The sequence below is a fragment of the Pedobacter jamesrossensis genome (assembly GCF_042650905.1).
Lineage (GTDB): Bacteria > Bacteroidota > Bacteroidia > Sphingobacteriales > Sphingobacteriaceae > Pedobacter > Pedobacter jamesrossensis.
The window spans coordinates 1-22,267 of the sequence record NZ_JBHSBY010000132.1; the positions used below are offsets into that span (position 1 = coordinate 1).

General features: G+C 35.5%; 18 protein-coding genes. 11 read left to right on the forward strand and 7 right to left on the reverse strand.

The annotated features are described in order from the left end of the window. Positions 1-254: 254 nt before the first annotated feature. Positions 255-2,750 (reverse strand): M14 family metallopeptidase, encoded by a 2,496-nt coding sequence (locus ACFOUY_RS14810; RefSeq protein ID WP_378961675.1) that lies wholly within the window; start codon positions 2,748-2,750, stop codon positions 255-257. An 83-nt stretch (positions 2,751-2,833) separates the two neighbouring features. Between ACFOUY_RS14810 and ACFOUY_RS14815 the strand changes: the two genes are divergently transcribed. Then, a complete protein-coding gene (locus ACFOUY_RS14815; RefSeq protein ID WP_378961676.1) occupies positions 2,834-4,135 on the forward strand; it encodes a UDP-N-acetylmuramoyl-tripeptide--D-alanyl-D-alanine ligase in 1,302 nt (433 codons plus the stop codon). A gap of 33 nt (positions 4,136-4,168) precedes the next feature. Here the strand turns inward: ACFOUY_RS14815 and ACFOUY_RS14820 are convergent, their stop codons facing one another. From ACFOUY_RS14820 to ACFOUY_RS14830, 3 genes are read right to left on the reverse strand one after another with little or no spacing between them, the layout of a single operon-like run. After that, complete coding sequence (locus ACFOUY_RS14820; protein ID WP_378961678.1) at positions 4,169-4,660, reverse strand: gliding motility lipoprotein GldH; 492 nt, start codon at positions 4,658-4,660, stop codon at positions 4,169-4,171. After that, a complete protein-coding gene (locus ACFOUY_RS14825) occupies positions 4,629-6,101 on the reverse strand; it encodes a PSP1 domain-containing protein (protein WP_378961680.1) in 1,473 nt (490 codons plus the stop codon). The genes ACFOUY_RS14820 and ACFOUY_RS14825 overlap by 32 nt, the downstream gene beginning before the upstream one ends. A gap of 1 nt (position 6,102) precedes the next feature. Continuing rightward, complete coding sequence (locus tag ACFOUY_RS14830; RefSeq protein WP_378961682.1) at positions 6,103-7,251, reverse strand: DNA polymerase III subunit; 1,149 nt, start codon at positions 7,249-7,251, stop codon at positions 6,103-6,105. A gap of 241 nt (positions 7,252-7,492) precedes the next feature. Here ACFOUY_RS14830 and ACFOUY_RS14835 point away from each other — a divergent pair, with 241 nt between their 5' ends. The 7 genes from ACFOUY_RS14835 (at position 7,493) to ACFOUY_RS14865 (ending at position 14,966) form a co-directional block, all read left to right on the forward strand. Next, the gene (locus ACFOUY_RS14835; protein ID WP_378961683.1) at positions 7,493-9,892 is read left to right on the forward strand and encodes an outer membrane beta-barrel protein; all 2,400 of its coding nucleotides are present in this window, start codon (positions 7,493-7,495) and stop codon (positions 9,890-9,892) included. Between the two features lie 120 nt (positions 9,893-10,012). Beyond that, the gene (gene ruvX / locus ACFOUY_RS14840) at positions 10,013-10,429 is read left to right on the forward strand and encodes a Holliday junction resolvase RuvX (RefSeq protein ID WP_378961684.1); all 417 of its coding nucleotides are present in this window, start codon (positions 10,013-10,015) and stop codon (positions 10,427-10,429) included. 9 nt (positions 10,430-10,438) lie between these two features. Next, a complete protein-coding gene (locus tag ACFOUY_RS14845; protein WP_378961686.1) occupies positions 10,439-11,074 on the forward strand; it encodes an O-methyltransferase in 636 nt (211 codons plus the stop codon). Between the two features lie 48 nt (positions 11,075-11,122). Further along, positions 11,123-11,800, forward strand: a complete 678-nt coding sequence (locus ACFOUY_RS14850; protein ID WP_378961688.1) for a glucosaminidase domain-containing protein — start codon at positions 11,123-11,125, stop codon at positions 11,798-11,800. A gap of 46 nt (positions 11,801-11,846) precedes the next feature. Then, complete coding sequence (locus ACFOUY_RS14855) at positions 11,847-12,683, forward strand: glucosaminidase domain-containing protein (protein WP_378961690.1); 837 nt, start codon at positions 11,847-11,849, stop codon at positions 12,681-12,683. A gap of 48 nt (positions 12,684-12,731) precedes the next feature. After that, complete coding sequence (locus tag ACFOUY_RS14860; RefSeq protein ID WP_378961692.1) at positions 12,732-13,484, forward strand: hypothetical protein; 753 nt, start codon at positions 12,732-12,734, stop codon at positions 13,482-13,484. Between the two features lie 480 nt (positions 13,485-13,964). Next, positions 13,965-14,966 carry a DUF3078 domain-containing protein gene (locus tag ACFOUY_RS14865; protein ID WP_378961694.1) on the forward strand — a complete coding sequence of 334 codons (1,002 nt, stop codon included), beginning with the start codon at positions 13,965-13,967 and terminating at the stop codon, positions 14,964-14,966. A gap of 3 nt (positions 14,967-14,969) precedes the next feature. On the opposite strand, the gene ACFOUY_RS14870 is transcribed toward ACFOUY_RS14865, so the two are convergent. Next, positions 14,970-15,698 (reverse strand): siderophore-interacting protein, encoded by a 729-nt coding sequence (locus tag ACFOUY_RS14870; RefSeq protein WP_378961695.1) that lies wholly within the window; start codon positions 15,696-15,698, stop codon positions 14,970-14,972. A gap of 96 nt (positions 15,699-15,794) precedes the next feature. Between ACFOUY_RS14870 and ACFOUY_RS14875 the strand changes: the two genes are divergently transcribed. Both ACFOUY_RS14875 and ACFOUY_RS14880 read left to right on the forward strand, forming a co-directional pair. Continuing rightward, positions 15,795-16,064 (forward strand): hypothetical protein, encoded by a 270-nt coding sequence (locus ACFOUY_RS14875; protein ID WP_378961696.1) that lies wholly within the window; start codon positions 15,795-15,797, stop codon positions 16,062-16,064. Next, the gene (locus ACFOUY_RS14880) at positions 16,022-16,783 is read left to right on the forward strand and encodes a helix-turn-helix transcriptional regulator (protein ID WP_378961698.1); all 762 of its coding nucleotides are present in this window, start codon (positions 16,022-16,024) and stop codon (positions 16,781-16,783) included. Before ACFOUY_RS14875 ends, ACFOUY_RS14880 begins: the two co-directional genes overlap by 43 nt. Before the next feature lie 96 nt (positions 16,784-16,879). On the opposite strand, the gene ACFOUY_RS14885 is transcribed toward ACFOUY_RS14880, so the two are convergent. Continuing rightward, positions 16,880-19,303, reverse strand: coding sequence for a DUF5916 domain-containing protein (locus ACFOUY_RS14885; RefSeq protein WP_378961699.1), 2,424 nt, complete (start codon positions 19,301-19,303; stop codon positions 16,880-16,882). 466 nt (positions 19,304-19,769) lie between these two features. On the opposite strand from ACFOUY_RS14885, the gene ffh reads away from it, so the two are divergent. Then, positions 19,770-21,107 carry a signal recognition particle protein gene (gene ffh / locus ACFOUY_RS14890; protein ID WP_378961702.1) on the forward strand — a complete coding sequence of 446 codons (1,338 nt, stop codon included), beginning with the start codon at positions 19,770-19,772 and terminating at the stop codon, positions 21,105-21,107. 426 nt (positions 21,108-21,533) lie between these two features. Here the strand turns inward: ffh and ACFOUY_RS14895 are convergent, their stop codons facing one another. Further along, positions 21,534-22,148: an ABC transporter ATP-binding protein gene (locus ACFOUY_RS14895; RefSeq protein WP_378961704.1), complete on the reverse strand. Its 615-nt coding sequence runs from the start codon at positions 22,146-22,148 to the stop codon at positions 21,534-21,536. Positions 22,149-22,267: the final 119 nt, after the last annotated feature.

Below are 22,267 nucleotides of genomic sequence, written 5' to 3' on the forward strand. Positions count from 1 at the left end.
AATGAAATTTTAAACAAAACACTCATATTAAATGATGAGCAAAAATACCTGAGTCAATTATTTGATTTCTAAAATTGGGTGTCCCAGCGCGGAAGACAGGAAAAAGGTTATGAAATAAAAGCCTTTTAAAGCATTAAGATGCCCAGTCAAGCTGAGCATGACGATGCCGCCAAATTAAATTCTTTTACAATAGCTGAATTTTTTATTGTGATACAGCCTCTTTTTTTGAAAAGGGAGAAAAAATATGTAACAGGTTAATAGCTACAAAAAATAATGTTACCGAATAAGGTTTTACCATTTTCCCAGAAATTACGGAATAATGGGTCGTTTGCTAAATACACAATATTACCTCTGCCCGAATCCTGAACCCCGATTAATAAGCCCGTTTTTAAATCTTCTTTCACCTTTTTGCCTACAACACCAGCCTTTAAGCTTTTATCGCTAAGCTGCCCAACATTCCAGCCTTTAATAAGCGGTTCGTATATTCTTCTATCTGTTTTAAGTGTATAGTAAGATTTACCTATTCCATACGCGAACGGATGCGAAGCGTCCATGTTAACCTTATATATAGCCCCTGGAATGGTGTTCTCATAATCGTCTTTCTCTTTATCTTTAAAAAGAAGCTTACTAGCCTCAGGTTTTTCATCCTTTTTTACTAAAGCTTCTTTCTTTTTAATATCAAAGCCTTTTTTCTCTAAAACACTTTCAATAGCATCTTCCATTAAGATAAGTTTACCACCTCTGTTAATCCAACCTTTTAACCCTTCATCAATAAAACTACTATAACTACCATCTGGAAGGATAAGTGTATTTACTTTATTAATATCCAGATTATTAATATCGCGAGCATTTAAAATAATTGGAGATAAGCCCAAATCATGCTCTAAATAATACCAGACTTCTCCAAAAGCTAATGACGATACCTCACTTCCAGATACTACGGCAACTTTCGGCTGTTTTAATATTGGGTAAACATTAGACCCGAAATCTTTACCTTTTTCTACAAAGCCACTTGATACAGCCTGCATAGGCTTTTCGAGTTTATTTGAAGCCTGAGTAATTTTGCTTTTAAGATCTTTAACCGATTTTTCATTCTCAACGCGAAGAACAATCAATGTTCCGGCGGGATAATCTTTCCCATTTACCGAAAAAGGTTGATCTGCCTGGCGAACTTTTATATTTTCCTTTTGTAAGGCAACAAGCAATTGTAAATCTTCGCTATTTCCCCAACCAAATAACCAGGCTAATGGTTTATCAACATTCGAAGAGGTTATCTTCCCTTCATCAATAGAAGCATACTTGCCTTTAATACTTTCTTTAGATGCATATGCTTTTAAACCATAAACATAAGGAAGTGCCCATGCCGTAATATCATAAGTATTAGAATCTGTAACAAAGGTTTGTGGCTCTAAAAGCACGTTAGCCAAAACAGCTCGGGGCTGTAAAACATTAACAATTAAATCGTTTCTTCCTAAAGTATAACTTTCCTCCTTTTGTGTATCATAATCATAGCCTCTACCAGCTTTATCGCCACCATAAGCGAATTCGATTTTATTTTTCGTTAATAACTCCGCAAGTTTTTTCAATCTTGAAATGTTATCCGGCTTTATAATATAGCTCTTATAAATTCCAGGGGCAGTTGTTAATGCCTGTTGAAAATATTTTTTATACTCTTCTAATAATTTACTGTGGTTTTGAGAAGTAACCTCAACGGTAGACATACCAGTTGTAAAGTGATGCGCAATACGATCTTTTAAAGTTAAGGTATCACCATCATTTGTAACTACAGATAAACCAGCTCTTATCCCACCCTGCTCGTAAGTCATTCCTATAGAACCATTGTATAACGGATAGGTATCTCCGTAAGATGGATATAAAAGATCGAAACGCTCTTTAGTGAAATATTGCCAGCCTTGTTCATCAAAATACTTTGCATTGTTTTTTCCAACTACAACCTGAAAACTTTTTTGCCACGGCGTAATATCCTGATGAACAGGCTCTGCTGCTGGAGCAAAATAATATGGTTCGTTATAGCTTTGCTCATGAAAATCGACATGAACTTGCGGCATCCACTGATTGTACAATGCTAAACGCTGCTTACTTTCTAATTGCGTTTGCCATGCCCAATCTCTGTTTAAATCGAAATAATAGTGATTTGGTCTTCCTCCCGGCCAAGGTTCGATATGCTCTCTTGAAGATGGATCCGAATTAGGTACCTGCCCAACAACGCTATTAAAATAATTCACATACCTATCTCTGCCATCAGGATTTAAGCAAGGGTCTATAACAACAACTGTGTTTTTTAACCATTCGTTAGCTTGTGCGTTTGTACCAGATGATAAAGTATATAGCATTTTCATGGCTGTTTCGGTAGAATTTGCTTCGTTACCATGCACATTGTAACTCAACCATAAAATTGCTGGCTGTGTTGTTAAATCTACACCTATTGATTTTCCAGTTGCTAAGGATAAATTGTTCGCTCTAATCTGCTCTAGTTTGCCAATATTTTCGGGCGAAGATATTACAGCGGCAAGTAATGGCCTACCTTCGTTGGTTTTGCCATACTCTATAAGCTTTACATTTTTAGCAGAACCGGCAGCCGTTTGCCTAAAATATTCTGCAACCTTATAGTGAGGTGTGAAATGAGAACCGAGTTCATAGCCCAAAAAATCATCGGGCGATTTAACCTGAGCCTGTACAAATAAAATAGAAGACAGCGTTAGTAAGCAGATGGTAAAGAGTTTCTTCATAATTAATAATTTTATCTAATGTACTAATTTTGTTTTTTGTTGATGCGAAAGCTTAATTTTACAACAAAAATTTTTCAAATAGCATGATTACGACCGAAGAATTATACAAGCACTATCTAAAAAATCCAGTAATTTCTACAGATACCCGAAATATTTCTGAAGGTTGTATCTTTTTTGCCTTGAAGGGCGATAATTTTAATGCTAATGAATTTGCTGAACAAGCCATTGAAAAAGGAGCCTCATTTGTTGTAATTGATGAAGATAATTTTGCCGTTAGCAGCAAATGTTTAGTAGTTAATGATGTGCTTTCTACCTTACAGGATTTAGCTCGTCATCATCGTAAGCAGTTGAATATTCCAGTTATTGGATTAACGGGTAGTAATGGCAAAACCACAAGCAAAGAATTGATAAACGCTGTTTTAGCAGAGCGATACAAAACTTTTGCCACTTTTGGCAACTTAAATAATCATATTGGTGTTCCACTATCTATTTTATCAATTACAGACGATGCTGAAATTGCAATTATTGAGATGGGTGCTAATCATCAAAAAGAGATTGAATTATTATGCACTATTGCGCAACCAACTCACGGCATTATTACTAATGTTGGTATGGCACATTTGGATGGTTTCGGTGGATTCGAGGGCGTAAAAAAAGGTAAAGCAGAGCTCTACTCTTATCTTAAAAAAATCAACGGCTATACTTTCATCAATAGAAATAATGATTTTCTATTGGAAATGAGTGCTGCAGCAGGTTTAACAAAACTAATTTATTACGGGACTGAAAACGGCAACACCATTAAAGGAAGCTTAAAAAGCAGTGACCCATTTATAGAGGTTGATTGGACAAACCACGATGATTCTACATCAGTTAAAACTAATTTAACAGGAAGTTATAATTTTGAGAACATTTTGGCGGCGATTTGTATCGGCGATTTCTTTGACATGGAGGCTGAAGAAATCAACCGTGGCTTAGCTAATTATCAACCTAAAAACAATCGCTCTCAACTAACAAAAACTGAAAGAAACACTGTTATTTGCGACTTTTATAATGCCAATCCAAGCAGTATGAGTGCCGCATTAACTAATATTTCTACACTTACTGCTGATAAAAAGATTGCAATCCTTGGCGATATGTTTGAACTTGGTCCAGAGTCTGAAACACAGCATCAGCTTATTGCAGAACAAGCTTTTAACAGTGATTTAGATGAAATAATCTTTATTGGCAAATATTTCTACGCTTTTAAAAAATCATCAAAAGGAACTTTCTTCGAAACTCCAGCAGAAGCAGCCAATTATCTTAAAGCAAACAAAATTACAGATGCTTTGGTATTGCTCAAAGGCTCCAGAGGGATGAAACTAGAAAGTTTGTTAGAATATTTATAGTTTCAAGATCCGTAATTGCGAATTTTCTAATTGCTATTTCACTTCCTCTACCAAAACGCCAACATCACTTATTTCCACAAGTGGGTTATCACGCATATTTTGCTCAATTTCTATCTCGAAATTACCCGTGTGCGCAAAGTGATGATTTGTTAATAGCGGAAGTTTGTAACTAAACAAATTCCCGGAGCCACTACCTAGCCATTCGCCATCATTTTTTGCAAGGCGATATTGATAACGCTTGGTTATTATGTTTTTTCCATCCTTAAAATGAACCAAAACAAAAATATTGGCGTAATGGTAATCTGCTGTATGCCTTAACTTAAAATAGATGTTATAAGCTTTTGCGCTATCCTTAATTACAACAGGAGTTGATATATGATTGCGATAAGTCCATTTTCTTTCTGGAATTTCTACATTACCATCTACAATACTCGAAGTACAACCCGCAAAAAGTGAAGCAAAAAACATAAAAGACAGTAAAATAACTTGCCTTTTATTCAGTAGCTGGTTTATTTTCTGAGCCATTATTATTATTTCGGCGGTTATTGTTTTTCCTGCGGTTATTTCTACTTTTATTCTTGCTCGGTTCAGGCATATTTCCTCCTTCCGCTAACGGTTTAGCTTCAGTTTTAACAACAGGCTTAGCTGCCTGATTTTGCTGAGGCTTCGACCCATTTTGTGGTTTTGGCCCTTGCTGCTGAGCTTGTTGAGCATTAGGTTGTTGCTTTTGTTGATTAGGATTTTGCTGAGATTTAGGCTGCGCTGTTTTCTCGTTAACAGTAACCCTTTCTCTTTTATTTTGATTATTACTGCGATTATTTTTCTGATTAGCGTTGCGGTTCTGATTATTGTTTTTGCCTTTAGAACGCTCATCTAAACGAGTTAAACTATCCTGACCAACAACATTTTCATAATCGAAAGATTTCTCAACAACAATAGGAGCAGCAATTTGAATCGCTTCTTCTTTTAAATTAGGCGCTTTCTTACCTGCTTTATTCATTACCATGATTTCTTTTACACGAGCTGCTGCAACCGGAATCCAGTTTTCATCGCCCTGGTAACTAAACCACATAATTTTTTTGAAAATATCTGTTTTTTGGTGACGGGCATAACCTGCTTCCGTATCCAGATTTTCAATCCTATCCGGAATATCTTTTAAAGCATCTAGATAAGTATCTAATTCATAATTTAAACAGCATTTTAACTTACCACATTGTCCTGCAAGCTTTAAGGTATTTAAAGAAAGGTTTTGATAACGAGCCGCAGCTGTAGAAACCGTTTTAAAGTTTGTTAACCAGGTAGAGCAACACAATTCGCGACCGCAAGAACCAATTCCGCCTAAACGGCCAGCTTCCTGGCGCATACCAATCTGACGCATTTCTATACGAATACGGAAACTTTCAGCCATTTTTTTAATCAGTTCGCGGAAATCTACACGACCATCAGCAGTATAAAAAAATGTTGCTTTGGTTTTATCGGCCTGATAATCAACATCACTAATCTTCATAGAAAGACGTAAATCTAATGCCAGCTTACGAGCCTTATGCATGGTTTCCCATTCCATTTCTTTCGCGGCATTCCATTTTTCTACATCAGCCTCTGTTGCTTTGCGATATATTTTTTTAACCACTTGGTCCATTGGCGTTTTGCGACGCTTCATTTGCACACGAACCAACTCACCTGTTAGCGAAACATGACCAACATCGAAACCACCAGTTGGGCCTTCAACAGCAACCAGCTCACCAATTTCAAGGTAAATATTATCGTTATTTAGAAAAAATTCTTTCCTCGAACCTTTAAATTTTACTTCTGTAACCTGAAAAGGTTTATAATTAGAAGGCATATCCAGGTTGGATAGCCAATCGTGAACTTCCATTGTTTGGCAACCACCGGTGCCGCATGAGCCATTACTTTTGCATCCATTAGGGGTGCAACCACCACCTGTCGAACAACTTCCACATCCCATATTAATTGTATATATATTGAGTCCCCGTAGGGAGCGTTTTAAACTTGATAATTTTTACCAATTGTAAAGATACATCTAAAAACAGAATTTTCGGATTTGCATTTCTTTCAATGTGATAGTGTGCCTTCTCTAATTCGCCAATAATTGCCTCGGCCATAGGTAAGGTAAGCACATGCTGGCTCAATTTTTTTGCCGTTTCCATGGTTAATGGCGGTAATTTTACTAATTCTTCGGCTCCGCTAATAATTAAACAACATTCGCGTAAATAATTTACACCGTATTTTAAAAAATTCTTCTGATTTTCTCTTCCCCACTTTGCGGCCTCGTCTGTAAAATCAATTAAATCAGGTACTCTGTTTCCATAGCCCATCCTTAACCAATTAGCAAATATACCCGAACTATCATTTTGCGTATCAGCGGCTAATGCTTTTGCTTCGATTAAATTTCCATCAGCCAAGAAAGAATAATCTACAGCTTGGTGCTCGGTTAACCCACTATTTTCGAGCAGATAAGCAGAAACCTCTTCACTTGATAATTTCGGGATTTTAACAATTTGTGTCCTCGATAAAATAGTTGTCAAAATCTGATCCTGACTTTGCGCAATAAGAATAAATAATGTATTTGCAGGTGGTTCTTCTATCAGTTTCAACAAAGCATTTCCTGCCTTATCTAAATATTCGGGCAACCACATAATTAAAACTTTAGTTTCGGCCTCAAAAGCTTTATAACTTAGTTTTTTAATAATATCGTGGCATTCTCCTATCGGGATATTTGCCTGTTTATTTGCCGCTTCGAGTTTTGAGCGCCAAACATCCATATCAAAATAAGGATCGCTAAGCAACATATTTCTCCAGTCATCTAAAACATCAACAGCAGTTTTAATACTTGCTGAGGCAAAAAACGGGTAAGAAAAATGTAAATCGGGATGAATTAATCTCTCGTATTTACGACAGCTTGAGCATTCGCCGCAACTATCTGCTTCTTGTTTGTCTAAACAGTTAATAAATTGCGCATAAGCTATAGCCAAAGGTAAAGCTCCTGAACCAGCAGGCGACAAAAATAGCTGAGCATGGCTTACGCGGTTTTCTTTAACCGTTTGCACCAACTGTTGCTTAATTCTTTCCTGACCGATGATTTCTCTAAACTGCATTTGGTGCAAAGTAAGAAATAGATATGAAATGTTTGTTATTATTCACAAGATTTTGACTTTTACCAAACCTCCACAAAGCGTCAACTAATCATTAAGTTTATTACTTATAAATGATAGTTCATTTTATATTTTAACTATTCCGAGTTATTTTATCTATTTGGTTTTCATTATATTTGACCCTCATCAAAACTTCTAACCTAACTTATTGCTCATACAAATGAACTTTTTAAAGTCTTTGTTAATGCTTTTTTTATTGCTCTCAACAATAACAAGCTTTAGCCAGAAAAAAATTAAAACGATCAAAATAATCGTTTTAAACGAAAGGAATATTCCATTCGAAAACGCTACCGTTCAACTACTTTCGGCCAAAAAATTAAGCTTTATCAAAGCAGGTAAAACTGATAAAAAAGGTGTGGTAATTTTTGGTGAGCCTACTTTTGGGGATTATGTTTTTAATGCAAAAGCTGTTGGTTACGAAAGTCGTAAAACAGCTCTTGTTAAATCTCCATTTGCATTTAACAGTTTAACTGTTAAAATATTACCAACAAGCATGGTTCTTAGAGAAGTCATTGTAGAAGGTAACAAACCGCTCGTTCAGCAAGTAAAAGGTAAAATTGTTGTAAATGTTGATGCAGGTTTAACAAATACAGGAACTACAGTTTTAGAGCTTCTTGAAAAATCGCCTGGAGTCATGGTAAATCGCGAGGGTGAAATAAGCTTACAAGGTAAATCGACAGTACTGGTTATGATTGATGAAAAACCTACTTATTTATCGGGAGTAGACCTAACCAATTTACTTTCGAGCATGAGTTCTGCCCAGGTTAGTCAGATAGAATTAATTACCAACCCATCAGCTAAATACGATGCAAGTGGAAACGGTGGCATTATCAATATTAAAACAAAAAAGAACACACAAGAAGGTTTTAATGGAACAATTACGGTTATTGGTGGATGGAGTCGTGATTATAAAAACAATAACAGCCTTTTAATTAATTATAAAAAAGGAAAAATAAATGCTTTTGCTTCTGCAAGCTATAATGCAAATAATAATTTTGTTGATATTAATGCGCACAGAAGTTACCTTGGAGCAAACAACTCTATAACTGGTTTGCTTGACCAGACTACAGCAATTTCTAACCTTACGCATTATCAGTTTTTAAAAACGGGATTAGACTTTAATGCTTCTAAAAACACAACAATTGGTTTAGCATTAAGTGGTACATTAATTAAAAGAGACGGAGAAAGTGATGCACTTGCTACCTGGAAAAAAGCATCTGGCAGTATAGACTCTGCTGTTTCAACTAATAGCACAAGCTTATACAAATTTAAAAACGGTGCTATAAATCTTAATCTAAAGCAATCTATTGGAGAGCAACAAGATATATCAGTTGATTTAGATGTGTTAAACTATACCATGAATAACAATCAGGAGTTTACAAACAGGCTGTTAACATTTAATGGTTATACCCAAGGCATCGATATTGATATTCCTTCTACAATAAAAATATATTCTGCGAAGATAGACCATACCATTCATTTTGGTAAAAATGCACAGTTAGAATCTGGATTAAAGACATCTTCAATTCGAACAGATAACATTGCCGGATACACAAACTTCAATGATATTATGCGTACCATTGATTTAAACAGAAGCAATCACTTTAAGTACAAGGAAAATATCAATGCTTTTTACAGCACCTATCAACAGAAAATAGGACGAATAAGTGCTCAGTTAGGCTTAAGGTATGAACATACAAACTACGATGCCAATCAACTTGGAAATTCAGCAAAACCCGAATCCTCTTTTTCCAGGACTTATGACAACCTTTTTCCGTCGGGCTATTTAAGTTATGATATCGATTCTCTAAATTCATTTACATTAACCGCCAGTCGAAGAATCGATCGTCCTGCTTATCAAAAGCTAAATCCTTTCACTTTCATTATTAATAAATATACTATTCAAAGGGGTAATCCATATATTGTACCTCAATACAGCTGGAATTTGGAACTTAGTCACCGCTTTAAGCAAATTATTACCACATCGTTATCATACAGTGTTGTTAACAACTACTTTTCACAACTTTTTCTTTCAGAAGGAACGGATGTTTTAATTTATACCGATGGTAATGTTGGAGAAATGAAAAATCTGGGCTTATCGGTTTCCTTGCAAATCTACCCCACCAAATGGTGGGCATTGAATGGGCAGGGAAATTTCAATTATAAAAAACTCGAAGGTTACCAAAACATCAATTATCAATCTTCTATAAATCAATTTCAATTTAGCCTTAGCAACCAGTTCAATATTTCCAAAACCCTTAACGCCGAGCTGTCGGGTTTCTACATTACAAAAGCACGAAACGATTTGCAAGAACTATTATACCCTAATGATCAAATTTCGGCAGGTTTATCTAAATCAATTTTAAAAGGCAAGGGAAGCTTGAAATTTAATGCCCGCGATATTTTCTTTACACAGCGAATGGAAGGACTTACGGAATTTCCGCAAGCACAAGAATATTTCAAAATAACCCGAGATAGCAGGCTTTTTGTACTTAGTTTTACTTATCGTTTTGGCAAACCATTAAAAGTAACTAAACGCTCAAATGGTGGCGCAACCGATGAAATGAGAAGAGCTGGTTCTTAATTTCATAAAATGCTTTTCCATTCCCTACTGTTAGTGGTTATTACACCTTTTATATTTAGAAACTGGGGTTAAAAAACCCATTCCTCAAAAAACCTTACATTTGGGGCTTTATATATTTTTATGCCCAGAATTCTCGCATTTGATTATGGAACTAAACGTATTGGCATTGCCGTTACCGATCCTTTGCAAATAATTGCAACAGGTTTAGATACCGTACACCCGCTAGATGCAATAGAATACATTAAGAAATATTTATTAACAGAACAGGTTGAAGCTTTTGTTATAGGCGATCCAAAGCAAATGGATGGCTCTGATTCTGACTCTAAACAACATGCTAAAGGGTTTTCAACATTGCTAAAAAAAGCATTCCCAACTATCCCCCAATATTGGGTTGATGAACGTTTTACATCGAAAATGGCTCAACAAGCCATTATGCAAAGTGGGTTAAAAAAAAGCGACAGACAAAATAAAGAACGGGTAGATACTATCGCGGCAACGATTATTTTACAATATTTTATGGAAACCAACCGTTTATAACCAAATAAAATGAGCCTGATAAACGACGACTTACAAGATTTATTAATCAAATACTGCGAACCTGAAAGCGAACTACTACAAAATATAGATCGCGAAACCAACCTTAAAGTATTAATGCCTCGCATGTTATCTGGCCATTATCAGGGCCGTGTTTTAAGCATGTTAAGTAAAATGAATTCGCCAAGAAGAATTCTTGAAATTGGCACATTCACCGGTTATGCCACACTTTGCCTGGCTGAAGGCTTAACCGCCGATGGTTTAATTTACACCTTAGATATTAACGAAGAACTCGAAGATATGGTTCGGGAGAGTTTTAGCAAATCGGCTTATAACGATAAGATAAATTACATTTTAGGCGATGCAACAAAAACTATTAACAGCTTAGAGGATAGTTTCGACATCGTTTTTATAGATGCTGATAAAAAAAACAATGGAACTTATTACGACCTGATTTTCGATCGTGTTCGCCCCGGCGGAATTATAATTGTAGATAATGTTTTATGGAGCGGCAAAGTACTTCAGGACAAGCAGGATAAAGACACTAAAAACATAACTAGCTTTAACGATAAAATAGCTGGCGATGAGCGGGTTGAAAAGCTAATCCTTCCAGTTAGGGATGGTTTATTTATAATTAGGAAGAAATAGCATAATCTTCTTTGCTTAGCACCTTGCAATGAAGAAAACACTAAAAAAATGAAAAGAATATTTACTTTTTGCCTTTTAATAATCGCTACGGTTATTGCAAAAGCGCAAAGCACTGAAGATTACATTTCAGAACATGTAGAGTTTGCTCAAGGTTTAATGCGGGATCATAAAATTCCGGCAAGTTTAATTTTAGCGGTAGCCATTCATGAGTCTGCAGCAGGTAACAGCAGAATTGCGCAGCAACTTAACAATCATTTCGGTGTAAAAGGTCCAAATAATAATACAGAGATCCGTTCATCTTACCGTGATTATTTAAGTGCTGACGAGTCTTACAGCCATTTCGTAGAAATTATGGAAACACGTTCGCCTTTTAATAACCTGTTTGAAAAATATGATCAGTACGATTATAAAGGTTGGGCGAGAGGCATTCAGCGTTCGGGTTATGCACAAAGCAGAAGTTGGGCAAGTCAAGTAGTGGCATTGATAAAAAAGTACGAACTTTATAATTATGACGAACGCCCAGAAGGCTATGAAGAACCAGTTTATGCGACTACAAAACATCGAAAAAGAACTTCTAAAACTAGAAATAGTAAAAGTTATACTGTAAAATCGGGCGATAATTTAAGTGTTATCGCAAAAAAGAAAGGAACTACGGTTAAGACATTAATGAAAAAAAATGGTCTGAAAAAGGCTAACCTCAAACCGGGACAAAAAATCAAACTATAACCTTTTGTTTTCTACTTAATATTAAACCTATTATTTTTAACACCAAATGAATTTTAGATATCTCTATTTACTGCTAATCGTTGCTTTTCTTAGCTCTTGCGGAACACGTAAGTACTCAAAAAATAATAAACAGATAGAAAAGGCAGCAAACAAAGCCAACAATAACACTTATAAAAGCTATAATACTTTAAGTTACATAGAAGAGTTTAAAGCCGTGGCAATAGAAGAAATGAATGCGAATGGAATACCGGCAAGTATTACTTTGGCTCAGGGCATTTTAGAATCAGGAAGTGGTAATAGTGATTTAGCCAAATATGCAAATAACCATTTCGGTATAAAATGCACCTCAGATTGGAAAGGCAAGAATTATTTTAGAAATGACGATCAAAAAAATGATTGTTTCAGGGTTTATAAAGATGCTCGGGAATCATTTAAGGATCATTCTGAATTTTTAAAACGAAAACGCTATAGCGCATTATTTCAATTAGATAAAAACGACTATAAAAGCTGGGCTCAAGGACTAAAACAAGCAGGTTATGCAACTAACCCCAAATACCCAGATCTTTTAATTAATACCATAGAGAAATACCAGCTTTATCAATACGATCAATCAGAAAACGAAAAGCAAAAAATTGCTCGAGAGGATAGAGTTTTTAGTGAAATAAACCAGAATATTCCACAAGAAAAGGCAAAATTTACACCTGTTGATACGCCCCCGGCTGGTGCAAAACCGATTTTAGCCGATGGAACTTATACGGTTATCAAAGGCGATACACTTTACAATATTGCAAAGCGTTTTAACATCAGCATTGAAGATTTAAAAACGTTGAACAATATAACCACCGATGGCATAAAACTTGGGCAGGTATTGAAGGTTAAATAATGTTAATCAAATTTAATGCTGACCAGTAAATTGTAGTTTTGTTATCTAATGAAATTTTTAATTGCTTTTATATATTTCTTTTGCCTATCGGCGATGCTTTATGCGCAGACAAAACCTGTGCAAGGCGTTGTTATTGATAAAGAAACTAAACAGCGGTTGGCAAAGGTTTATATTTACAACACCCGTAGTGGCGATGGGATGTATAACACAACAAAGGGCGAATTCAGCACATTTGCAATCCCTGGAGATACATTAGTTGCAGCACTTTCTGGTTACGGTGTAGATACTGTTATTTTTAAAGGGCAGCCTGCAGCCTATTTTCAACTAAAATCGTTAGGGATTAGATTAAGGGATGTTTTAATTCAGCAAAAGAAATTATCGCCACAAGAACAATATGAAAAAACGATAAAAGAATATCGTTATGCCACCCAAAGAGGCAGCAGTAAAGATTTAATTAACTTAGGGAATGGCGGAGTTGGCCTTGGCATAGATGCAATATATAATTTATTAAGCCGGCAAGGTAAAAACGCAAGGCATTTGCAAAAAATACTCGAAAAAGATTATCGGGAAGATATGATTGATTACCGCTTTACGCCTGGCCTCGTTCAACAAATTTTAGGTTTAAAAGATCCGGAGTTGAAAGATTTTATGCAACAATATCGCCCAACTTATCAATTCGTGTTAGACGCGAATGATTATGCTTTTAATCTTTTCGTTAGAAATGCTTATAGAAGTTACCGAATGAATCCACAGGCATTGCGATTACCAGCATTGCCGCAACTTAGCATTGATAAGCTGTGAAAGCACCTATATTGATTGTTAAAAATCTACCCGCCGAAGGAATGGCTATTTTCCCTTTCATTTTACTAAAAAAGGAAAGCTACAAATCGGATAAACAGATTGTCAATCATGAAAAAATTCATTTAAGGCAACAGTTGGAGCTTTTGGTTTTCCCTTTTTATCTTTTGTATCTCATTAACTATTTAATTAATCTACTGCGATATAAAAAACACGATTTAGCCTATAGAAAAATTATTTTCGAAAAGGAGGCTTATAGATATGAAAATGACTTGAATTATCTTAAAAATGGCAACTGGTTTGGGTGGCTGTTAACTGACAAAAAACAGAATTAACTTCCACAGGGCAAAGTTTTAAAGTTTTAAATTATATGCTTTAATTTTATTCATTGACTGTTCAAAAACCTAAAATTCTAATACTCAAATTAAAATCATTTCGTTAAACCTTTTTATCTCTAAGTAATTTTCTTTTTCTTTGTAGCCAATGAAGAATTTTTTAGCCTTCCTAATCGTCATTTTAAGCCTCAGTTCAGCGAAATTATACGCACAGGAGATTGATACAATTCCTATCAATACCAAAGATATGAACATTAAGCTTAAACGAAGTCCGTTGCCGAGCCGAAACTTACCTCTATCTTTTGAGCCAGTAAAACTTCGTCCGGCTGTTGTTAATGCAAAGGTTAATTACTGGAAAACGAAAACTTCTATTGGCATAAATATTAATCAGGCACAATTTAGCGACAATTGGAAAGGTGGTGGTGTTAACTCGATTGCTGTTGGTGGTTTACTAAACTGGAAGGCAGAATACAGTAAAAATAACTACAGTTACGTAAGCGAACTTATTCTTCAGTATGGAAAAATAAAAAACAAAGATCAGCTTCAGAAGAAAACCAACGACCGTATTTTTTGGGACAACAAAGCATCGTTTCAATTATCTAAAAATTGGTATTTCTTCGGTTCCATTAACTTTGAATCTCAGTTTGATAATGGTTACTCATATACTACTGTTAATGGTGCAGAAACCGCTACTTTAATTTCTAAATTTATGGGCCCTGGCTATTTAACCGAATCTATCGGTTTTGAATACAAGCCAAATAAATATTTCTCTACCAGAATTGGTACAGGAACAGCACGACAAACTTTTGTATTAGATACCGCGCTATATCGTACGAATGCTAAAAACTTTGGTGTAAGTCCTGGCAAACAATTTAGAAATGAATTAGCCTTTCAGATAGTAGCTGCATTTGATAAAGACATTTTCACAAACACGAATTTAAAAGCACGTTACGCCATGTTTATTCCATACGAAGACATTGCTATAAAGCGAGTAGATCATAGGCTGGATGTTGCCTTAACCGCAAAAATTAATCGTTACATGAACACCAGCTTAACAGGTGTTTTGCTTTATGACATGGATACAGGAACAAACAAAGTTCAGGCCAGTCAAACTCTTGCTCTAGGCTTTGCATTTGTATTTCCACGATAAAACCTAACCTCCTTTTTTTCCGTTTTCCCAGTAACAGGTTGTTTGAATTTGCTTATAGCTAACGCCTCTTTCTTTTAGGTATTTTTTAAACCGTTGAACAGATTTACCCCTTCCTGTAAGGTAAAAACTGGCATCTTTCCACATTTCCCAACATTGTGTGTGCATATTTTCCATCCATTCAATAGCGTTTTCCGCAGGAGCAATTAGTTCAGATTGAACAGTATCAATTAACAAACTAATATTCTTCAACGCAGCATCATTTTCTGCCTTTATTTCTAAAACACCAAAGTATTCATGTTCAGATTCTACTGCAACTTTTCCAAACCATTCGTATAAGCCTACGGAGGTTTCATCACCAAAGAAAAAATGTTGGTTTGAATTAAAATTGTACTTTATTTTAGCGTTATCAGCAATTAGTTTCAATCTATCCCCTTTTTGAATATTTATAGCCCAATTATTGCCTACGCCTTTTCTATTTAAAAAGAAAATGATTTTACAGGTTTCTGTTTCCATGTTAAAATCGGCTAGAGTATAATGTCTGTATTCATTAGAATTTACTCGGATAAGCACTTCATTTCCTGGAATAAAATCTGCTGTTAGAAAATCACCTTTAAAAGTAACGCACTTCAAATTGTTGCCAAGCATTTCTGTTTCCACTACATCAACCTCGTAAATTTTATTGCTGATAATTTTTTCCATTGTATTGGCGAACCAAGAGGGTATTTTCGGCATATTATTAATTTGTTTAGTAACTTTAGCCAAAAGTAATTATCCAATGTTTGTAGTGTTTTACACCAAAAGGATAAATATTTATACCAAACGGATTTTATGGCTCTAAGCGTTTACGATAAATTGAACAGGGAGTACGTTATTGGAAATACTTTAGATAATTTTCTGATAAACCAGCCACTTGTAACCGAACGCCGAGAAAAGTTCAGCTTCCCTTTCGGCGATGCCGAGCTTGTACAGATTGGTTTTTCGGGGATTTTTATTGTTTATGGTGATGTAATGGTGCGGGAAAATCAACTGCGTATTAAATCTTTTGACGAAATGAATTGGTTGAGCTTCATTTTTCTATTTATGGCGGTGGTATTGTAGAAAACTTTCTAACTAAAAGGCGTATTGCTATTAAGCCTAATCATCATAACATTGTTTACACGCCAGATTTTGATGGAACCGCAGAATTTCCAACACATCAGAATTTAAAATTTTTTGAAGTTCATTTTGATCGGAAGCGATTTATTGATTTAACAAAAGATAGCAGTGTTTTGCTTAGAAGGTTTGCAGATAAGATTATGAATAATAAATCTGTAGAAATATCGCAAACCGATTTACCTATAAGTTTAGCCATGCATAGTTGTCTTAACGATATTATGAATTGTCATTTTACAGGTGGCTTAAAGCTATTATTCTTACAATCCAAGTGCATGGAATTGCTTGCACTACAGGCTCAAGCTTTTGAATTAGAAGATAAAAAAACAGAAAAACCTAAGTTAAAATCTGCCTATGATAAAGACAGAATTCATTACGCCAGAGAATACTTGCTTAAACATGCAAATAATCCTCCATCGTTAACTGAATTGTCAAAACTTGTAGGTATTAATGAATTTAAGCTGAAGCAGGGCTTTAAAGAAACTTTTCAAAATACAGTTTTCGGATACCTTAGTGATTATAAGCTTATGAGAGCTAAAGAGCTTTTGGCCGATGGAGGAATGGATATTAAAAACATTGCAGACGAGTTAGGCTATTCTTCTGTTCAGCACTTTAGCAATGCATTCTGTAAGAAGTTTGGTGTAAGTCCGGGCAAGGCAAGGTAGGCTAAGCTAAACAATTAATCATCTGCATCAGACGAAACAGATTGCCGTAATATAGGGGCTTAAAATTCCAGGAATTATGCCCACTCCTTTCAAATATTAAATTTTCTTGTGCTTTTTCTTTAAATCGAGATAATCTACATAGTACAACACCTTAACCGAAAGACTGTTATTTTGCGGCGATGCTAAAATTCCGCTCAAGTTTTTATTATAACGCTGGGTGTAAAATGTATCATAGGTTTCGGCGGCATCCTTGTAAGATAAAGAGAGGGTGCTACCAGGAGCAAATTGCCAGGTATAAACAAAATCGATATTGAACACATTGTAGTTTCTATCGGTTCCAGTTAAGGTTGGACCTTGATAATCGGTTAAGTTTCCATCAGGTTTAAGCAGATAGAAATCCTTATTTCTTCTATCGCTCCAATAATGTCTTAAAACCACCGTTAAACCCATTAAATTGGTAAAAGTGTACTTCGCATCAAAAGAGTTTTCTACCGTTCTTCTATCATATTTAGAAAATATTGCCTGGCTTCCTTGCGATGTTACCCAGTTAACATAATTGTAATTCGGATTGAAATTTAAGTCTAAACCGAAGGCTATTTTATCATTTAACCTTAAATTTTGGAAGAAATAGAAATTGTATGATTTCCCTTTAAACAACTCCTGCTCGCGATAACGAATATTACCGCCAAAATTATAAGCCTTTGCTCTGTTTGGATTAATGTACAGACCAATTGTGAAGTTTTCTGGCGCTTTATATACCTGCCCGTTTCTGGCTTCGTAAAAGTCGTTAGCTTTCGCATCATAGTTAACATCTAATTCCGCTGACCACAAATTTTTAAATCGAACATAAGAACCTGCCTCAATTCCGAAACTTTGATAATCGCCTGGAGTTGCCCTTCGCGAATATGATGTATTAAACCAGTTTTGCCACTCGTTATACCATTTACTAGGCTTAAAAATATTATATCCGAAACCTATACGCTGATCTAAAAAGTTATTATTGGTGAAAAAACCCATATCCGACGGATCGAATTTATCATCTGCATAAACCTGGTTGTAGCTCCAGGTAAAATTGCCGCTCTGTTTACCAAAACGTAAGGTATAACTATAGCCAGTACTAGTTTCCTCGCCGCGTAAGTAACTCATTTTACCACCGCCATTAACAAAATATTTATTGCCTTTGTTATTTAAATTAAAAAGTAGCGCACTCACATTGGCATCATAAGCGCTGCCTTGTCTTAAAACATTTGTATTAATAAACGTTGCTGAGCTATTGTTTTTTAATGATTGATCGAAAACTAAAATATTGTAATTGGTTAAAGGCTGTGTTTCAACCTCACGAAGGTTCCCATTTGCATCTTCTACTTCAGTTTGCATACTATTGGTTATCGCGTTAAAAATACCAATACCTAAACCTTTTGCCGTACGACCTGAAATTTTAGTAGCATTTAAAACTTTAGCTTCGGTTTGGTCTTTGATAATTTTATCATCGCCTTTTATTTCGCTGTAATTGGAATATGCAGGAATAGAGCCAATTCGTTTCGAATAAAACAAATCGCCTTTGTTAAAAAGCTCTGTTCCTTCGGTAAAAAACTGTCGGTTTTCATTAAACTTAACTTCGAAAGGTGTAAGATTTAGAATTCTATTATCAGATTGGACCTGACCAAAATCGGGTACCAGAGTCATATCTAAAGTAAAACTATTATTAATGCCATATTTCACATCCATACCGCCATTAAACCTTGAAGTCATATTTTTTACCCCAGGAATATTTGCTGGATAGTGATTTGCATACGCTGAAATATAAGGGGAAAATGATAAACGAAGCGGTGGTTTAATATCCTTTATTCCAGTCCAAAGCCCTTCCTGATTAATAAAGCCATTAACGGTTGGGCTTACAAAATTCCAAAAGGTTTGGGTATTTGATCGCTGAATTCTTCTGCTAAAATTTAAGCCCCAGTTTTGAATATCTTTACCTGAAAAACGCAAAGCCGAATAGGGGATTTTCATTTCGCAAGTCCATCCTAAGTCATCTATTTTAACGGCACTTTCCCAAACAGCGTTCCAGTTTGGGTCTTCATCACCAACCTGCGAATATTTAGCATCGAACTGAACACCTGCAGCGGTAACAAAAAAACCATTTCCATTCATTTTATCGTAAAACGGATCCAAAATAATGGATATAAAATCTGCATTACCAATATTATCACGAGATACCAGCTCGTGCGAAACACTATCCTTATTATCGTACATTCTAGCACAAACGTACACTGCAACATCATCGTAAATTACTTTCATTTCTGTGCGCCTATCCTTTGCTTCAACTCTTCCGGGTACAGGTCTAATCTCAAAAAAATCGGTTGCAATTGGTACATTTATCCAACAGCCATCGTCTAAAACACCATCAATTTTGGGTATATCTACTGTTCTGACAGCAGGTAATTGCTTTTGCTTTGCAGAATCCTGAGCCTGAGTACAGGTATAAAAAAATATGCTCAATAGAAGCAATAGGAATTTCATTTGGATGGTTTAGTCATCATAAGACTAATGCTTTGCGAAAATGTTGCACCAAAAGAAAAAAATAACCCAGGTAATTTAGATTTTTTTGAAGCGCAAAAGTTCTGCCTTTCAATTTCTTGCTTCCCGTGTTTCGCGGTGTCATGCCTCCTTGCTTCAGGCTATAGCGCTGCACCCAAGGCTAAAAAGGCAAAATAGAGGCTATTTTAACGTTCTTCAACAAGCCACTGTCCCTAACGACAGAAGCGGGGCAGCCCCGAGTATTTAACGAGGGCTACAGCGAATGGCGGGGCTGAAGTTTCCGAATGCTATAGACCGTTCATTTTCAAAAACCCTGTAAAACTGTTTCATCAAAAAAACATTTTTGATACTATGTTGCAGCGATTTACCATCAAAATTTGATACATTTGCGTTTCATTAAAATCATTAGCTTTTGCTTCAGGGCAACAAGCTTTTAGCTTATAAAAAGATGTTTGATAATTTACAGGACAAGCTAGACAGAGCATTTAAAGTATTAAAAGGACAGGGCAGCATTACGGAAATCAACGTGGCAGAAACCATGAAAGAGATTCGTAAAGCATTATTAGATGCCGATGTTAACTATAAAACAGCCAAAGCATTTACCGATGATGTAAGGCAAAAGGCGTTAGGGCAAAACGTGCTAACAGCCGTTTCTCCTGGTCAGTTGCTTACCAAAATAATGAACGACGAACTTGCTGCTTTAATGGGTGGCGAAGTTGCAGAGTTAGAAACAAAAGCAAACCCAACAATTATTTTAATTGCAGGTTTAAACGGTGCGGGTAAAACCACATTTGCAGGTAAATTAGCATTACACTTAAAAGGTAAAGGCAAAAAACCTTTATTAGTTGCTGGCGATATGTATCGCCCGGCTGCTGTAGATCAGTTAGAGGTTTTAGGAACTTCAGTTGGTGTTTCAGTTTACGCCAACCGCGATTCGAAAGACCCGGTTGCTATTGCTTTAGAAGGTATTGCTCACGGTAAACAAAATGGAAATAACGTAATTATCATCGATACAGCTGGTCGTTTGGCGATTGACGAATCTTTGATGAACGAAATTTCTGAAGTTAAAGCTAAAACCCAGCCACACGAAATTTTATTCGTAGTGGATTCGATGACTGGTCAAGATGCCGTAAATACCGCAAAAGTATTTAACGATAGATTGGACTTTACAGGTGTTGTTTTAACCAAATTAGATGGCGATACACGTGGTGGTGCTGCGCTTTCAATTAAATCGGTAGTTAACAAGCCGATTAAATTTATTGGTACTGGCGAGAAAATGGAAGCACTTGATGTGTTTTATCCAGACCGTATGGCATCGCGTATTTTAGGTATGGGTGATGTGGTTTCGCTTGTTGAACGTGCTCAAATGCAATTCGACGAGAAAGAAGCTGCAGAGCTACAGAAGAAAATCCGTAAAAATAAATTCGATTTCAATGATTTCTACAACCAGATTCAGCAAATTAAGAAGATGGGTAATATGAAAGACTTGATGGGAATGATTCCTGGGGTTGGCAAAATGATGAAAAATGTTGATATCGAAGATGATGCATTTAAATCAATCGAAGCTATAATCCAATCGATGACACCTTTCGAAAAGGAAAACCCAGATAGCATACAGCAAAGCCGTCGTTTACGTATTGCAAAAGGCTCTGGCCGCAAAATCGAAGAGGTTACCAAACTAATAAAGCAATTTGAAGATATGCGCAAAATGATGAAGCAGTTTTCTAATCCTGCCGCAGCAGCAGCAATGATGAAAGGTATGCCGAAAATGCCATTCGGAAGATAATATAAAGCTTAAAGAATATTAGAATCTCAATCAGAAATGGTTGAGATTTTTTTTTGGAAATGATTTATCATTTTATGATTGCTGCCATTCGGCTTTTCTTTCTGCACATATAAAATCAAAGCTTATTCAACCTAAAAAACACCGTATAAAAGAAATGCCTTTGGGAACCACTCCAAAGGCATAATCAACCTAAACCTCAAACTAAACTATGAAAACTCTTTGCCTTTTCAGGCTATATTATCAACTCTGCGCTTGCAGAAATATTATCATTTCCTTTAGGAGATAAAATAAATAATTTCTTTCTCTTTTTGGTGGTGCAAAGGTAACAACAATTTTTCAATTACAAAATATTTATTTAAAAATAATTATTTAATACAAATCCGTGACAATTAGCGTGTTTTATACAGTAAAAATATTCAAATTAAACTACTTATAATCAGAGATTTGAATATAATCCGTACAGAAATCATATTCCTGAATTTGGTTAGAACCAATTATTGTTAACCTGTCTTTAGCAAAGTTTTTCATCAATTCTCGATACCAATTAATACCCTGAACGTCTAAATTGCTGGTAGGTTCGTCTAAAAACAATATTGGTGTATCTGCGCAACAAGCCAAAGCTAGTTTGGTTCTTTGCTTCATTCCCGACGAAAAATACTTAATTTCTTTGTTTGCAGATTTTTCTAAACCTAACAGTGAAATCAGCCTCTTTGAATCTAAATCTTCGGCTATTTTTTTAAATTTGAAATGGAAATCAATGATTTCCTTAAGTGTAAAGGTTTCAACCAATTCTAAATACGGAGCGGCTAAACTAATATGCTTATAAATATCTTCAACCGGAATGTCTTTGGTATCCGAAAATGATATTTCGCCTTCAGAAGGAATTAAGCTACCCATCAAAACACTTAATAAAGTTGATTTACCAGAGCCATTTGGTCCAAGTATAGCGTAACTATTACCTAATACAAATTCTTTATTAAGCCCTCTAAAAATCCATTCTTTATTAAAACGGCGACCAACATTATCTAATTTTATCTTCATTATTTAAGTATCACGTATCAAAGTTCCTTTCAGACACTTAAAGGTTTTTTCATACAAACGCTATTCTCTACACCAATATACTGACCATAATTTTCTGTGATTTGATAACCAACCTTTTG

Coding starts and splice junctions, on each gene's coding strand:
- ACFOUY_RS14810 (WP_378961675.1), bottom strand. CDS start 2,750: ATGAAGAAACTCTTTACCATCTGCTTACTAACGCTGTCTTCTATTTTA.
- ACFOUY_RS14815 (WP_378961676.1), top strand. CDS start 2,834: ATGATTACGACCGAAGAATTATACAAGCACTATCTAAAAAATCCAGTA.
- ACFOUY_RS14820 (WP_378961678.1), bottom strand. CDS start 4,660: ATGGCTCAGAAAATAAACCAGCTACTGAATAAAAGGCAAGTTATTTTA.
- ACFOUY_RS14825 (WP_378961680.1), bottom strand. CDS start 6,101: ATGGGATGTGGAAGTTGTTCGACAGGTGGTGGTTGCACCCCTAATGGA.
- ACFOUY_RS14830 (WP_378961682.1), bottom strand. CDS start 7,251: ATGCAGTTTAGAGAAATCATCGGTCAGGAAAGAATTAAGCAACAGTTG.
- ACFOUY_RS14835 (WP_378961683.1), top strand. CDS start 7,493: ATGCTTTTTTTATTGCTCTCAACAATAACAAGCTTTAGCCAGAAAAAA.
- ruvX (WP_378961684.1), top strand. CDS start 10,013: ATGCCCAGAATTCTCGCATTTGATTATGGAACTAAACGTATTGGCATT.
- ACFOUY_RS14845 (WP_378961686.1), top strand. CDS start 10,439: ATGAGCCTGATAAACGACGACTTACAAGATTTATTAATCAAATACTGC.
- ACFOUY_RS14850 (WP_378961688.1), top strand. CDS start 11,123: ATGAAAAGAATATTTACTTTTTGCCTTTTAATAATCGCTACGGTTATT.
- ACFOUY_RS14855 (WP_378961690.1), top strand. CDS start 11,847: ATGAATTTTAGATATCTCTATTTACTGCTAATCGTTGCTTTTCTTAGC.
- ACFOUY_RS14860 (WP_378961692.1), top strand. CDS start 12,732: ATGAAATTTTTAATTGCTTTTATATATTTCTTTTGCCTATCGGCGATG.
- ACFOUY_RS14865 (WP_378961694.1), top strand. CDS start 13,965: ATGAAGAATTTTTTAGCCTTCCTAATCGTCATTTTAAGCCTCAGTTCA.
- ACFOUY_RS14870 (WP_378961695.1), bottom strand. CDS start 15,698: ATGCCGAAAATACCCTCTTGGTTCGCCAATACAATGGAAAAAATTATC.
- ACFOUY_RS14875 (WP_378961696.1), top strand. CDS start 15,795: ATGGCTCTAAGCGTTTACGATAAATTGAACAGGGAGTACGTTATTGGA.
- ACFOUY_RS14885 (WP_378961699.1), bottom strand. CDS start 19,303: ATGAAATTCCTATTGCTTCTATTGAGCATATTTTTTTATACCTGTACT.
- ffh (WP_378961702.1), top strand. CDS start 19,770: ATGTTTGATAATTTACAGGACAAGCTAGACAGAGCATTTAAAGTATTA.
- ACFOUY_RS14895 (WP_378961704.1), bottom strand. CDS start 22,148: ATGAAGATAAAATTAGATAATGTTGGTCGCCGTTTTAATAAAGAATGG.